This window comes from Streptomyces aureoversilis (genome assembly GCF_042657885.1).
Taxonomy (GTDB): Bacteria; Actinomycetota; Actinomycetes; order Streptomycetales; family Streptomycetaceae; genus Streptomyces; species Streptomyces aureoversilis.
The window spans coordinates 95,123-109,180 of the sequence record NZ_JBHSKJ010000002.1; the positions used below are offsets into that span (position 1 = coordinate 95,123).

The 14,058-nt window shown below is 75.0% G+C and carries 11 protein-coding genes; 1 reads left to right on the forward strand and 10 read right to left on the reverse strand.

What is annotated here, in order from left to right:
* Positions 1–102: 102 nt before the first annotated feature.
* The 10 genes from ACFPP6_RS03290 to ACFPP6_RS03335 all read right to left on the reverse strand — a co-directional run bounded on the left by ACFPP6_RS03290 (position 103) and on the right by ACFPP6_RS03335 (position 13,367).
* Positions 103–1,419 (reverse strand): protein phosphatase 2C domain-containing protein, encoded by a 1,317-nt coding sequence (locus ACFPP6_RS03290; protein WP_382036984.1) that lies wholly within the window; start codon positions 1,417–1,419, stop codon positions 103–105.
* A 3-nt stretch (positions 1,420–1,422) separates the two neighbouring features.
* The gene (locus ACFPP6_RS03295; RefSeq protein ID WP_382036987.1) at positions 1,423–3,999 is read right to left on the reverse strand and encodes a serine/threonine-protein kinase; all 2,577 of its coding nucleotides are present in this window, start codon (positions 3,997–3,999) and stop codon (positions 1,423–1,425) included.
* Positions 3,996–5,342: a hypothetical protein gene (locus tag ACFPP6_RS03300; RefSeq protein WP_382036990.1), complete on the reverse strand. Its 1,347-nt coding sequence runs from the start codon at positions 5,340–5,342 to the stop codon at positions 3,996–3,998. Before ACFPP6_RS03300 ends, ACFPP6_RS03295 begins: the two co-directional genes overlap by 4 nt.
* 71 nt (positions 5,343–5,413) lie before the next feature.
* Positions 5,414–6,406 (reverse strand): glutamate ABC transporter substrate-binding protein, encoded by a 993-nt coding sequence (locus ACFPP6_RS03305; RefSeq protein ID WP_382036992.1) that lies wholly within the window; start codon positions 6,404–6,406, stop codon positions 5,414–5,416.
* 35 nt (positions 6,407–6,441) lie between these two features.
* Positions 6,442–7,833, reverse strand: coding sequence for a hypothetical protein (locus tag ACFPP6_RS03310; protein ID WP_382036994.1), 1,392 nt, complete (start codon positions 7,831–7,833; stop codon positions 6,442–6,444).
* Positions 7,834–8,099: 266 nt separating this feature from the next.
* Complete coding sequence (gene melC2, locus ACFPP6_RS03315) at positions 8,100–8,921, reverse strand: tyrosinase MelC2 (RefSeq protein WP_382036996.1); 822 nt, start codon at positions 8,919–8,921, stop codon at positions 8,100–8,102.
* Positions 8,922–8,982: 61 nt separating this feature from the next.
* The gene (gene melC1 / locus ACFPP6_RS03320; protein WP_382036999.1) at positions 8,983–9,387 is read right to left on the reverse strand and encodes an apotyrosinase chaperone MelC1; all 405 of its coding nucleotides are present in this window, start codon (positions 9,385–9,387) and stop codon (positions 8,983–8,985) included.
* Positions 9,388–9,883: 496 nt separating this feature from the next.
* On the reverse strand, positions 9,884–10,876 hold the full coding sequence (locus tag ACFPP6_RS03325; RefSeq protein ID WP_382037002.1) for a BadF/BadG/BcrA/BcrD ATPase family protein: 993 nt from the start codon (positions 10,874–10,876) through the stop codon (positions 9,884–9,886).
* Positions 10,867–12,120: a 6-phospho-beta-glucosidase gene (locus ACFPP6_RS03330; RefSeq protein WP_465269364.1), complete on the reverse strand. Its 1,254-nt coding sequence runs from the start codon at positions 12,118–12,120 to the stop codon at positions 10,867–10,869. Before ACFPP6_RS03330 ends, ACFPP6_RS03325 begins: the two co-directional genes overlap by 10 nt.
* A 65-nt stretch (positions 12,121–12,185) precedes the next feature.
* Complete coding sequence (locus ACFPP6_RS03335; RefSeq protein ID WP_382037005.1) at positions 12,186–13,367, reverse strand: ROK family transcriptional regulator; 1,182 nt, start codon at positions 13,365–13,367, stop codon at positions 12,186–12,188.
* A 159-nt stretch (positions 13,368–13,526) separates the two neighbouring features.
* Between ACFPP6_RS03335 and ACFPP6_RS03340 the strand changes: the two genes are divergently transcribed.
* Entirely contained in the window at positions 13,527–14,027 is a 501-nt protein-coding gene (locus tag ACFPP6_RS03340; protein ID WP_382037007.1) for an FBP domain-containing protein, read from the forward strand.
* The last annotated feature ends 31 nt before the right edge of the window (positions 14,028–14,058 follow it).

Consider the following 14,058-nt stretch of genomic DNA (forward strand, 5'->3'; position numbering starts at 1 on the left):
GTGCCATGGACACCCGGGCGGACCTGCGCGCGGCACCGGCCGGGCCACCGGCGCGCATCCCCCCTGCGGGCACCTCCGGCGGCAGCCGGGGGAGCCCTGGTCTCAGGCCGATCCTGCCCCCTCGGGCGACAGCGGGAACGGCAGTACGGCCACTGTTACGTTGTCGTGGCCCCCTCCGTCCAGGGCGTGGGCCAGCAGTTGCCGGGCGCACTCCAGCGGCCGCGTCCTGGCGTCCGGCGGGGTGACCTCGGCCATCAGCTCGGCGGACTCCGCGTAGTTCCACAGCCCGTCCGTGCAGACGATGACCACGCCCTTGCGGTCGGGGTGGAAGGACGCGGTGTGCGGCTCGACCTCGTAGGCGTCCGCGCCCAGCCAGCCGGTGATGGCGTGGGCCCGCTCGTCGGCGTACGCCTCGGCCTCCGTCAGCAGGCCCGCGGCGACCATCTGGGCGGCCCAGGAGTCGTCCTCGGTGAGCCGGGCGGGCTGGGTGGAACGGTCCTCCGGCACCCAGTAGGCCCGGCTGTCGCCGACCCAGCCGACCGTGAGCAGGTCGCCCGTGACGACGGCCGTCACGATCGTGCACGCGGGGGCGTTCTCCTGGCGGTGCGGGTCGTGCTGCAGCGGCCCGCGCGGGGGCGCGGCCAGCGACGTCACCGCCTCGGCCGCCCGCATGATCGCGTCATGGGTGGCCTGCCGCGGATCCCCTCCCTCCGGCAGGGCCGCGACCAGCACCTCCCGTGCGGCCGCGCACGCCGCGGCCGACGCCTCGTCGGGGCGGGTCGCGGACGACACGCCGTCACTGACGACGGCGACGGTGGCCGGGGCCCCGTCGGCGAGGGCGATGGCGGACACGGCGTACGCGTCCTCGTTCCGGTGGTGGCGCAGTCCGCGGTCGCTGACCGCTGCGACGCCTGGCAACTGGTGCTCCATGTGATCCCGTTCGCGCGGCTGTGCATGCCCGCAGTGTTCGCAGTACCCGTCCTTGTCGATCATGCCGGATCGGCACGACCCGCAGATCCGCCCGGTCCCCCCGGGGGCCGGGTGGGCGGCACCCCCCTCGGGCGGCGCCCCGGAGACCTCGTGCGCCGCCTGCGCCGGGACCCCGCCCAGTACGGACCCGGTGCGGGGGTCGGGCGCGCCGGGGGCCGCCGAGGCGTCACTTCCCGGCGGCCGCGCGGGCTGTGGCGGGCCGTCGTCCGAGGGCGCAGGAGGCACGAGGGGAGCCCGTACGGCCGCCCGGGCGCCGGGGTCGGGCAGCGCGAGCGGGTAGTCGGACGGGCCGTCGCGGTCGTCGGGGAGGACCGCAGGCACCGCCGACAGGTCGGCGCCGCAGCCGCCGCAGAAATTGTCGGCCGGGTCCAGCGGTTCCCTGCAGGCGGGGCACGCCGTCAGTTGTGAGGGGCGCGGCACTTGCGACATCGATCACACCCATGTCCTGGGGCGGAAACGGTTTGCCCGCTCCACCAGTTCGATCCGTTCCTCGCCGCGCTGGGCCAGCCGGGCGAGCACGCGGTAGCTGCGCTCCAGCCCGAAGCGCAGCTCGCGCTCGTCCAGGCCGCGGCCCAGCAGCGCGCCCCGGCTGGCGGCCTGGTCGCCGCCGCCCGGGCCGGGGGAGCCCGACAGCACCCAGTCCAGCGCGCTGCCCAGCACCTCCGTGGAGAGCCGCTCGCGGCGCACGGCGTCCAGCCCGAAGTCCGCCAGCCGCTCCACCTGGCCCGCGGCGGCCACCAGGTCGTCCAGCAGCGGCTCCTGCGGCGAACGCCGCCGCAGCCGGGCCCGCACCGCCGCGACCCGCGCCGCGGTGTAGTGGATGGACGCCTCCGGCACGGACTCCAGCGCGCGCACGGCGCCCCGGCGGTCCCCGCCGGCCAGCCGCACCCGCGCCAGCCCGAACGCGGCGCTGACGAAGCTCGGGTCGGTCACCCACACCAGCCGGTAGTACTCGGCGGCGTTGTCGAGCTGCCCGAGGACCTCCGCGCACACGCCGAGCGCCAGCTTCGGGGCGGGCTCGCCCGGGAAGGCGTCGTAGACCGCGTCGAAGGACAGCGCAGCCGTCTCCTTGTCACCGCGGACCAGTGCGTGGAGCCCGCGGTACCAGACGATCCGCCAGTCGCCCGGGTGGGCGGCTTCGAGGCTCTCCAGAGCATGGGACGCCTGCACCTCCTCGCCCAGTTCCAGCTGGGCCCGGATCCTGCGCAGCCGCAGCTCCGTCGACTCGGCGGGCGCGGCCTGCAGCGCGGCGTACACCTCGGCGGGCTGCGAGGCGAGCAGCCCCGCCAGGAAGCCCGCGTTGGGGTCGCCGGGGGAGACGAGCGGCACCGGCAGGGCCAGCGCCGCGGCCCGGGCGTCGAGCGCCGCGACGGGCGGGGCGGGCACTGCGAGCGGGCTTCCCGGTGCTCCCCCGGGCGGCAGCCGGCGCGCGCCGGCCCGGCCCGGCAGCATCCTGCGGCCCGGCGCCGCCCGGCCGCCCAGCGCCGAGACCTCGCCGTCGGCCTCCTCGAACAGCCGGGTGTCCACCACCCGCAGTTCCGGCCCGAACAGCGTGGACAGCGCGGGCCGCGGCCGGCCCGTCTGCAGCGCGACGACCTCCCGCAGCACCCCCGTCAGCTGGTCGGCCATCTCCTCGGCGGAGGCGAACCGCCGAGCCGGATCGGGGTCCGTGGCCCGGACCAGCAGCCGGTAGAAGGACTCGTAGCGGGAGAAGACCTCGATGTGGTCCGGGTCGGGCAGGCTGTCCCGGAAGACGTTCGTGTAGCCCTGGAAGTCGAAGGTGAGCACGGCCAGCGTGCGGGCCACCGTGTAGAGGTCGGAGGCGACCGAGGGGCCCACCTCGGCGACCTCGGGGGCCTGGTAGCCCACCGTGCCGTAGATCGCGCCGTCCTCGTCGTCCATCCGCCGGACCGCGCCCATGTCGATCAGCTTGAGCTGGTCCTGCTGCTGGATGGCGTTGTCGACCTTGAAGTCGCAGTACAGCAGGTGGCGGCTGTGCAGGTGGCCGAGCGCCTCCAGTGCCTCGATGCCGTACGCGCACGCCTGCTCCACCGGCAGCGGATCGCGCCGCCCGTCCGGCGTCCGCCGCTCGTTGGCGATCTCCTTCAGGGACTTGCCGCCGACGTACTCCATGACGATGTAGCCGTCGAGGCTGCCGGTGCGCTGGTCGAGGTGCTCGACGAAGTTGTAGATGCGGACGATGTTGGAGTGCTCGATCTCGGCGAGGAAGCGCCGCTCGGAGACCGCCACCGCCAGGGCGTCCTCGTCGCCCGTGTCCAGCAGGCCCTTGAGCACGACCCAGCGGTCCGACACGGCCCGGTCGACGGCCAGGTAGATCCAGCCGAGGCCGCCGTGCGCCAGGCAGCCCGCCACCTCGTACTGCCCGTGCACCACGTCCCCGGCGCGCAGCTTGGGCACGAAGGAGTACGGGTGGCCGCACTTGGTGCAGAAGCCCTCCGTACGCCCCGGCCGGTCCCCGCGCGCCCGGCCCACCGGCGCACCGCAGTCGCCGCGGCTGCAGAACCGCTTGCGCTCGGGCACCTCCGGGTTGGCCAGCACCGCCGCCCGGGGATCCGGACGTGGCACCTCCGGCACCTTGACCAGGCCCGCGCCCAGCCTGCCGCGCCCCGACGACGACGGCCCCGTGCCCGCGCTGCGCACCGACACCGACCGCGTGCTCGCGCCCTCGGTCCCCGGCAGCGAGCGCGACAGGCGCCCCGACACCGACCGCCGCGACGACGAGGAACGCGACGACGAGCGCGACGACCGCGAGGACGACCGCGCGGAGGAGGAGCGGGACGACGAACCCGACGAGCCCTGCGACCCCGCTCCCGCCCCGCCCTCCGGGCCGCTGCCCGGGGAGCCCCCCGCCACCCCCGTGGCGGGGGAGGAGACCATCCCGTTCGGCGACACGACCGGCGCCAGGCCGCACGTGTCGCAGTACAGCTCGCCGCCGCCGACGTCCTCGTACGAACCGGCGCACCCCGGCCGCTGACAGGCCTCGCTCACGCTTCCCCCCTCCGCCCCGTGGGCCGCTCCCCGGTGCCCTGCGGCGCCGACAGCGCCTCGGCCAGCGCCTGCTGATAGCGCAGGACCGCCTGTTCGGCGGCCACCAGATCGCACGGCGCGCTCCACAGCATGCGCCGCGCCGCGTCGTACCGCTCGGTGAGCAGGGAGTCCTCCGCGAGGCCGTGCCGGGCGGTCTTGGCCTTGTACGCGTCCAGGCGGCCGCGCAGCTCGGCGCGGACCGCCAGCGGGGCCGTCACCGCCGTCAGCGACTCGCGGGCGCGCAGCAGCTCCTCCTCCGAGCGCTGCTCCAGGCCGTCCAGGAGTGGCGAGAGCCGGTGCCACCGGGCGTGTCTGCGGTGCTCGGCGGCGGCCGACAGCTGCTCGTAGAGGGCCGTCGGCGGGCCCGAGACGGCCGGCACCACGGACGCGGCGATCTTCGACAGGACCTCGACGCGCGCCTGCCGGGCCTCGTTCAGCGTGCGGTCCGCGCGCGAGAGGACGTCGCGCACGCGCATCAGCCGCCGCTCGGCGTCCTGCCGGACGTCCAGCACCGCCTCGACCTCCCGGCGGACGTCCTCCAGGGCCCGCGCGGCGCGGTCGTAGCGCGTGGTGTCCGGGCGGCCGCCGCCCGGGGCCGAGCTGGGCGAGGAGCCGGCCCAGAAGGCGACCGGATCGGATATCACCTCTTCCCGCAGCGCGGCCAGTTCCCGGGTGATCTGCTCCAGGTCGTCACCGGAGGGGTGCTCGCCGGGCCGGACGCCCACCGAGTGGGCGAGGGAGCGGGTGCGCCCGAGCTCGGCGGCGAGCAGGTCGATGCGGGCGGGCAGCGCCGACCACACGGCGTCGGCGATCACGACGACGTCGAGGGCCCGGGCGTACCAGCCGTTCATCCGGTCCAGCAGCTCCTGCAGGCTCAGCTGCTCGCTGAGGCGCGCCGGCAGGCCCTCCGTGCCCCCCGCGCCCACCGGGAGGCCGGCCGTGCCGAGCGCGGCCGTGCCGTGGCCGGGCAGGGTGACGCCGGAGCCGCGCAGCAGCTCGGTGAGCTCGGACAGCTCGCCCTGGGTGGGCCAGCGGCGGCGGGCGCGCAGCTCGCGGGCGGCGGTCAGGGCCGCGGTGTAGGCGTCGAAGTACGCCCACAGCTGCCCGATGAGGGCCTCGGCGGCCGCCCACCGGCTCCTGGTCTCGCCGGTGAGCTCCGCCCCTTCCAGCAGGCGCCGCCCCGCGTGCTCCTGGAGGGCGAGCAGCGAGGATTCGACGGCCTCGTGCTCCGCGCCGAGCCTGGCCAGCGCACGGTCCACCTCCTCGCGGGTCAAGGCCGGCCCGGTGGGCTCCGCGACCGCCATCGATCCCCTCTCTCCTGTCCGCGGCGCGCGCCGCGGGCGTGTCCGTTACGGCCGTGCTCCCCGGCCCGCCGTCAGTCCCGGTACTTGGGCGCCGGCGGGGCGGTGATGCCCTTCAGGTCGGCGGCGAGCCACTTGTCGTACGCCTTCATCCAGAGGCTTCCGGCGCCGCCCGCGCGGTAGTCCTCCAGCACCTTGTTGACCCGGCGTACCAGGTCCGTGTCCGCGAGGTTCATCGCCACGCCGTACGGTTCGGTGGTGAACGGCTTTCCGACGAGCTGCACGGACGGGTCCTGTGCCGCCTGGCCGGCCCCGAGGGCCCTGTCGTTGACCACGGCGTCGACCTCGCCGAGCTGGAGCCGCACCAGGCAGTCGAGCTGGTTGGGGACCGTCAGCAGGGAGGAACCGTGCGGCTCTTCCCGCACCTTGATCTCGGCCGTGGAACCCTCCGCCGTACAGACCTTCTTCCCCTTCAGCGAGTCGTCGAAAGCGGTCACCGGTGACCCCTTGGGGACCATCACCTGCTGCCCGGACTCGAAGTAGGCGGTGGAGAACGCCACTTGTCTGATCCGTTCGCACGTGATGGTCATCGTGCGGGCGACGATGTCCACCTTGCCCGTCTGCAGGGCGGATATGCGCCGGCTCGTGGGGATCGCGAGATAGGTGACCTTGCCGGGGTCGCCGAGGATGTCCTTGGCGACGGCCCGGACGAGGTCGATGTCGAAGCCGCTGAGCTCGCCGTCGGCGGGGTTGCGGTAGCCCCAGCGGTAGCTGTTCTGGTCGACGCCCGCGATCAGCCGGCCGCGGGCCTTGATGCGCTGCACGGCCGCTCCGCCGGCCCCGCCCGCCGGCCGCAGGCTCGCCTCGGGGTCGGTGCACTGCGCGGGCGGCGCCGCGTCGGGGGCGGGCACCGCGGGCGCGGCGGCCCGGGCCGGCCGGTCCTGCGCGGGTCGGCCGCCCGTGGGCAGCACGGCCGCGGCCGCCGCGGCCAGGGCGCACACGGCGGCCGCCACCGCCGCCGGGCCGGCCCGCATCCGCAGCCGCTTCTCCGTCCGGGCCCCTGCCATGCGCACCGCCTCCCCCTCGTCCTCCCGTACCGGCCTCACCGGTACTCCGACAGCCTGCGGCCCACGCCGACGACGGCACCGGCGGCGCCGAGGACGGTCAGCACGGCCGCTCCGGCGGCCAGGCCCGAGAACGCGCCGCGCCCGTCGTCGGCCTCCTGCCGGAACTCGGCCTGCTCGTGGGCGATCGCGCGCTGCAGTTCGGTGTCCACCCGGTCGAAGGACGCGCCGGTGCTGTCCTTGTCGCCGATCACCTTGCGCAGGGCGTCGTCGTAGTCGCCGCGGTCGTCGGCGAGGGCGCGCGCCTGGCCGTGGCGCTGCTGCCACTCGCGGACGTTCTTGACGGCGGCCTCGACCGGATCGCGCCCCTCGGCGTCGTCGGCGAGCGCCCGGGCGCGCTCCAGCAGGGTGTCCGGGCGGGCCGGGCCCTGGCTGCCGCCGACGAGCCGGCCCATGCCGTCGCGGTAACCCGTCTCGTAGGCGTCGTCGCCGTTCTTCCCGAGGACGGCGCCCCGGGCGACCATGGCGAGGTTCTCGTCGCCGCGGGCCTGGAGCGAGCCGATCCGGGCCTCGTTGAGCGCCTGCAGGGACTTCGCGCCGTGGGCGCAGGAGGTCTCCAGGCCGGAGCGGGCCACGGCGTGGCCGACGACCAGCCACAGCAGGACGACGACGGCGGCCGCGGTGGCGGCGAGCAGGCCGTGGTTGAAGACCCGGTTCGTGCGGAGGTAGTTGCGGCGCTGGGCCCAGGCGAGGGCGCCGAGCGCGACGGCGCCGAGGGCCAGGGCGGCCCACGGCCAGGACTTGGCGTCGTCGTAGTCGGAGCCGAGGCGGCCCGTCTCGGCCTCGTACAGGCCGCGGGCGGCGGGCAGCAGCTCCCCGCGCATGCGGTCGCCCGCGTAGCGCAGGTAGGCGCCGCCGAGCGGCAGGCCCTGGCGGTTGTTGGCGCGCGCGGCCTCCACGAGGCCGGTGTAGCGCGGCAGTCCCTCGTTGAGGGTGGCGATGCGGGCGCGGGCCGTGGCCGAGCCCTCGGCGTTCGCGGCGGCCTTCACCAGCAGCCGGGAGGCGAGCGCGATGTCCTTCTCGTAGCGCTGCCGGACCGCGTGCGGCTCCTGGCCGCCCGCGAGGAAGCCGCTCGCCGCGGTGGTGTCGGCGTCGGCGAGCGAGCGGTAGATGTCGGCGGCGTCGGCGCTGAGCGGCTGGCTGGTGCGGACGACGGAGTCGGCCGCGGCGGATCTGGAGGCGACCTGCCAGGCGGTGACCGCACCGAACGCGACGAGGACCACGGCCAGGACGGCGCCGATGACCCGCAGCCTGCCGGGCTCCGTGACCGCCGCGGCCCGCACGCGGTCGAGGCCCTCGCGCCAGGCCGGGCCGGAAGTGCTGCGGCCGGGCGCTCCTCGCGGCCCGCCGGCCGGCTGCGGCTGTGACACGTGACCTCCCCCTCGGTCGCTGAGGGCGGCCCGTCGTCCGGCGCGGCCGGGAACAGGTGCCCCGGCCAGCAGTATGGCCGCAAGGGCTGACAAACACACCGGTGCCGGTGCGATCTTGTTCGGATCGCGATCTTCACCGGGGTCCGTGGCGGCCCCCGCTCCCCATCACGCCCGCCGGCCCGGCGCGGTTCCCCGCACCGGGCCGGACGCGTGTGCGCCTGTCGCGTGCCGTGCCTTACGCGTGGTGCGGCTCGGGCGGCTGTGCCCTACGCGTAGGTGTAGTACGAGGTGTGGTCGAGCATCTGGGCCGGGGTGACGTTGTTCCACGGACGCATGGTGTCGTTGAGGTCCACGACGTTCGCGGTGCCGGCGGCCGGCAGGTACGCGGACTGCGGGTGCATGCGCTGCCAGTCGGACCACAGCTTGTCGATGTGGGCGTGGTGCAGCCAGAAGACCGGGTCGTTGGGGGAGACGCCGGTGGCCATCTGGCCGCCCATCCACACGTGGACGTTGTTGTGGACGCGGCCCGCGCCGCGCCAGCCCTCGAGGTAGTTGCGGAAGCTGCCCTCGGAGGCGCTGTTCCACGGGGCCGTGTCGTAGACCGGCATGGCGAGGACGGCGTCCACCTGGGCGCGCGTGGGCAGCGTGCCCGCGGCACCGATCTCGCGCTGCAGGAAGTTGCGGTTGTCGACGCTGACGTTGATGGTCCACTTGCCCGTGGAGTAGGCGAACGGGCCGGTGGTGACCTGCGCGTCACGGCTGCGGCCGTTGCCGCCCATGAAGTCCGCGCCGAAGATCGAGGCGTTGGCCGTGCGGTCGACGGTCCAGTCCCAGTAGGGCAGCGTGACCGAGGAGTCGATCTTCTGCAGCTCCTGCTCGAACTGGATCAGGAAGCGGCGGTGCCAGGGGAGGAAGGAGGGGGAGCGGTGGCCGACGCGGTCGCCGTTGTCGGTGTCGCTCATGATGAACTCGTTGTGCGTCCGGACGAAGCCGTCGTACACACCGGTGCGCTTGAGCTCCAGCACGGCGTTGACGAAGTTGCGCTTCTCGGTGGCGGTCAGGTTCGCCTGGTTCTTGCGCACTGCCATGGGGTTCGTGTCCTCGTGAGTGGGAAGTGTGGGTCGGTGGGGTGCGTGCGGCAGTGGCCGGTCAGTTCATCGCGATCGGGACGAGCGTCGCGCCGCGGAGCGCGTCGACGGCGGCGCGGGTGAGCGCGAGCGGCTGGTCGAAGACCTGGTAGTGGTTCACCACGCTGATCCAGGAGCCGTCGGCGTTCTGCATGACGTGCAGTTCCTTGCCGTCCACGGTGACGGCGAAGCCGCCGTGGTGGGCCTCGTGGCCGCCCGTCACGGGCTTGCCGACGATGCGACGGCCCTTGTAGACCTCGTCGAACGCAGCGGGGCCGGTGCCGTGGCCGCCGTGACCGGTGTGGTCCTCGGTGGTGGTGTGGCCGGTGTGGTCGGCGGCCCGGGCGCCGGTGGCGAGCAGCGCCACTCCGGCGGCGGCAGCGGCGGTTCCTCTGAGCACGACGCGTCGGCTGACGTTGGACGACATGGGTCGGTCCCCCCTCGAATGCGCGCCGACAAGGCGCGGAATGGACGATCAGTGGCGGAAGTTGTCACGAATGCAGCCGTAAATCCCTTTTGATGGCGGTTGCTTGTTGTATTTCGTGATCAATCCGTGCGGGCGGAGCCTCGCATGACCAAGGAGGGGTCAGAAAATGGTTGACCGATTTTGGGACATTAGGTAAATGAACGGTCAACCAATGTCCTGGGAGAAATTTCTGACGAATGGCGCTGTTGACGCCATGTCAGGAAACTCGGCCGCCCCCGGGGTCCCCGACGAAAGATCTTCCTGTCCGGGGTGGGGTGTGGTGACGCCTCTCACGATGTGAACATGACGTGAAGAAGAGGGCGGTATCGCGGATTCCGGCCAGGGAACGACAGATTCCGCGATACCGGTCGCCACGGAGGGAAACAGGCGCCAAACGGACCCCGCGCCGCCCGCCCCGTGCCGCCCGCCTCGTGCTGCCTGCCCCGTGCCGTCCGCCCTACGCGGCGCCGTAATGCGCACGCAGTCGCGCGTAGGCCGCCGCCGGAGCCCCCGCACGGTCCAGCGCCAGCAGCGCCGCGCCCAGCACCGGCGGCGCCGTGACCACCACCGGCACCGCCTGCGGCGCCCGCCCGGCCAGCAGCGCCACCACCTGCTCGTGCAGCAGCGGGTGCCGTGCCGCGAGCACCCCGCCGCCCAGCACCACCGGCACCCCGGCTCCCAGCAGCCCCAGCCGCTCCAGTGCGACCGCGGCCATGGCGACGACCTCCTCCGCCTGCCGGGCCACGAGGGCGCGGGCGACCGCGTCGCCCGCGGCCGCCACCGCGAACAGCACCGGCACGAGCTCGTGCCGCCGCTCCGCCGCCACCCGGCCCAGGTGCAGCGCCTCGATCAGCGCGGGCATGCCGTCCAGGCCGAAGTGCCCGGGCAGCGCGCGGGCCAGCGAGGTCGGCCCGCCCCGGCCGTCGGCGGCCCGCGCCGCCGCCCAGAGCGCCTCCTCGGCCAGGCACTCGCCGCCGCCCCAGTCGCCGGAGAGCCGCCCGATCGCGGGGAAGCGGGCCGTGCGGCCGCCCGGCCCGAGCCCCGCGCAGTTGATGCCCGCCCCGCACACCACCGCGACGCCCACGGGCTCGCCCCCGTCGGGCAGGCCCGCCCGCAGCAGTGCGAAGGTGTCGTTGGCGACGGCGACCGTCCGCCCCCAGCCGCGGGCGGCGATCTCCGCGGTCAGCAGCTCCTCCTCCACCGGCAGGTCACAGTTGGCCAGGCACGCGCTGACGTGGGCGGCGTACGGCGGAGCGGCCGTCCCCGCGGCAGCGGCGGCCCGCTCCACGAGCGCCGCCAGACCGTCCACCGCCTGCCGCACATTCGCCCGCGCCGGCCGGAACCCCCCGCCGCGCGCGGCTCCGAGCACGGCGCCGTCCGGCCCCGCCAGCACCACGTCCGTCTTGCTGTTGCCCGCGTCGATCGCGAGCAGCGCGCCGCTCACGCCCACGCGAGGTGCTCCCGGTTGTGCGCGACGAGGGCGTCGGTCAGCCGGTCGGCGTGGTCGAACTGCCCCACCAGCGGGTGCGCGAGGAGCGCCCGGAAGACCCGGTCGCGGCCCCCCTTGAGCGCGGCTTCCAGCGCCAGGTGCTCGTAGGCCGTGACGTTCGCGACCAGCCCGGCGTACAGCGGCTCCAGCGGGCGTACGGGCAAGGGGTGCGCGCCCCTCGCGTCCACCGCCGCCGGCACCTCGATCACCGCGTCGTCGGGCAGGAAGGGCAGCGTGCCGTCGTTGAGGGCGTTGACGACCTGGACGTCCCCGGTGTCCCGCAGCAGCGACGCGGTCAGGGCGACCGCCGCCTCCGAGTAGAAGGCGCCGCCGCGCTTCGCCAGGAGCGCGGGCTTCTCGTCCAGCGCGGGATCGGCGTACAGGGACAGCAGTTTCCGCTCCATCGCGGCGACCTCGGCGGCGCGCGAGGGCTTGGTGCGCAGCTCCCGGACGACCTCGTCGTGCCCGTAGAAGTAGCGCAGGTAGTAGGAGGGGACGACGCCGAGGCGGTCCAGCACCGAGCGCGGCATGCGCAGGTCGGCCGCGACGGCGTCGCCGTGCTCGGCGATCAGCCGCGGCAGGACGTCCTCGCCGCCCACGGTCACCGACCGCTCCCAGGTGAGGTGGTTGAGGCCCACGTGCTCCAGCGCCACCTCCTCCGGGGCGACCCGCAGCAGCCGGGCGAACTTCCGCTGGAAGCCGATGGCCACGTTGCACAGGCCCACGGCCCGGTGCCCGGCCGCCAGCAGCGCCCGCGTCACGATGCCGACCGGGTTGGTGAAGTCCACGATCCAGGCGTCCGGACTGCGCCGCCGCACCCGCTCGGCGATGTCCAGCACCACCGGGACCGTGCGCAGCGCCTTGGCGAGCCCGCCCGCGCCGGTGGTCTCCTGGCCGACGCAGCCGCACTCCAGCGGCCAGGTCTCGTCCTGCTGCCGGGCCGCCTGGCCGCCCACGCGCAGCTGGAGCAATACGGCGTCCGCGCCGTCCACGCCCGCGTCCAGGTCCGCGGTCCAGGTGACGCGGCCCGGGTGGCCCTGCCGGGCGAGGATCCGCCGCGCCAGCGCGCCGACGAGCTCCAGCCGCTCCCCGTCCGGGTCGATCAGGACGAGCTCCGCCACCGGCAGTGCGTCGCGCAACCGCGCGAAGCCGTCGACGAGTTCGGGGGTGTAGGTGGATCCGCCACCCACTACTGCGAGCTTCACCCTTGACTCCTTTGCTGGTTGCCAGGTCAAAGCGGCGAACGGTGCACGCCGTAGCGGCGGACGGATCACGCCGTGTCGAACACTGCCTCCCGTACCGCAGCGAGCGCGGTCCGCAGCGCCCCCGCCAGGACCGGGCGGTCCTCCACGGTGCTCAGCCGCAGCTGCGGCCGGGGCAGGGCGAGCCCGGTGAGCTCGGCCTCCACCATGGCGCGCAGCCGCTCGCCGCCCGCCCGGCACACCGCGCCGGAGAGCACCACCAGCCCGGGGTCGACCACGGCGACGACCGCCGCGAGGCCGAGGGCCAGCCGCCTGCCCAGTTCGGCGTAGACGTCGTCGCCCGCGCCCGGCTCCGCCGCCGCGCGGGCCAGCGCCTCGGGGGCCGTAGGGGCATCGATGCCGTGGGCGCGGGCGAGCGCGACGACGGCCGGGGAGGCGACGAGCATCTGGAAGCCGCCACCGCCGTCGGGGCCCGCGGTGGCGTCGTCCCCGCCGCGCGCGAGCGGCGCGCCCGGCAGCGGCATGTAGCCGACCTCGCCCGCGCCGCCGGTCGCGCCGCGCAGCAGGGTGCCGCCCAGGACGACGGCGGCGCCGACGCCCTCGTCCGCCCACAGCAGGACGTAGTCCGCGAAGCCCCGGGCCGCGCCGGCGTGCTGCTCGGCGACGGCGGCGAGGTTGACGTCGTTCTCGACGACGACGGGCGTGCCGGTGACCTCGGCGAGCTCGTCGAGCAGGCCGGGGGAGCGCCAGTCCGGCAGGTGCGGGGCGTAGCGGAGGAGGCCGGTGCGCGGGTCGAGGGCGCCGGGGGTGCCGATGACGGTGCGGTGCAGCGCGTCCCGCCCGAGCCCGGCGGCGGCCAGGGCGCCGTCGACGGCCCGGGCGACGAGCTGCGCCGCCCCCGCGCCCTGCTCCGCCGCCGCGTGGTGCTCGCCCGCCACCGTGCCGGCGATGTCGGCGACGAGCGCGGTGACGCCCTCGGGGCCGGCGGACAGCGCGGCGACGTGGGCGACGCCCGGGTCGATCTCGTACAGCCCGGCGCTGGGCCCGGGCCGCCCGGTGACGCTGCCGGTGCGGCGCACCAGCCCGGCGGCCTCCAGGCGGGTGAGCAGCTGGGCGGCGGTGGGCTTGGACAGGCCGGTCAGCTCGCCGAGGCGGGTGCGGGTGAGGGGGCCGTGCGCGACGAGCAGGTCGAGGGCGGCGCGGTCGTTCATGGCGCGCAGCACGCGCGGCGTTCCGGGGGTCCCGGCCATCTCGTCCCTGACTGTCGGCTCGTCCCTGACTGTTGAGCCTGGCTGTTAGGAAACTTTCCTATCGATGCCCGGAGGCTAGGGAACCACAGGGCGGGACGTCAATCGCCCGGCCCGAAATTCATGCGACGATCCGCCCGAACGGTGTTAATTTCCCTGACCATGCAACCCCTCGCCGACAACGACATACGCGCGTCCTTCATCAACTGCTCCAAGGGGGAGGCGCGCCGGATCGCCCTCCCGCGCAACCTCTCGGAACTCCCCTGGGAGGACCTCGACTTCCTGGGCTGGCGGGATCCGGGTGCGCCGGACCGCGGCTACGTCGTCGCCGAGCGCGAGGGGAAGCTCGTCGGCGTGACCCTGCGGGTGCCGCAGGGCGGGCCGCGGAGCATGGCGAAGTCCACGATGTGCTCGCTGTGCCTGACCCCGCACCCGGGCTCGGGCGTCTCCCTGCTCGCCGCCCGGCGGACCGGCCCGGCCGGGCGCGAGGGCAACACGGTCGGCGCGTACATGTGCGCGGACCTGGCCTGCTCGCTCTACCTGCGCGGCAAGAAGGTCCCGCAGATGGCGATGCGCTACAAGGAGACGCTGAGCGTGGAGGAGCGGATCTCCCGCATGCTCGTGAACCTGGACGAATTCCTCGGCAAGGTCGAGCGCGGCTAGGCGGAGCGGCGCCGGGCCGCGCGCGGGGCTA

Excerpts from the sequence above, each read along its gene's own strand:
- melC2 (WP_382036996.1), bottom strand. The coding sequence starts at position 8,921 with ATGGCAGTGCGCAAGAACCAGGCGAACCTGACCGCCACCGAGAAGCGC.
- ACFPP6_RS03305 (WP_382036992.1), bottom strand. The coding sequence starts at position 6,406 with ATGGCAGGGGCCCGGACGGAGAAGCGGCTGCGGATGCGGGCCGGCCCG.
- ACFPP6_RS03340 (WP_382037007.1), top strand. The coding sequence starts at position 13,527 with ATGCAACCCCTCGCCGACAACGACATACGCGCGTCCTTCATCAACTGC.
- ACFPP6_RS03300 (WP_382036990.1), bottom strand. The coding sequence starts at position 5,342 with ATGGCGGTCGCGGAGCCCACCGGGCCGGCCTTGACCCGCGAGGAGGTG.
- melC1 (WP_382036999.1), bottom strand. The coding sequence starts at position 9,387 with ATGTCGTCCAACGTCAGCCGACGCGTCGTGCTCAGAGGAACCGCCGCT.
- ACFPP6_RS03290 (WP_382036984.1), bottom strand. The coding sequence starts at position 1,419 with ATGTCGCAAGTGCCGCGCCCCTCACAACTGACGGCGTGCCCCGCCTGC.
- ACFPP6_RS03335 (WP_382037005.1), bottom strand. The coding sequence starts at position 13,367 with ATGGCCGGGACCCCCGGAACGCCGCGCGTGCTGCGCGCCATGAACGAC.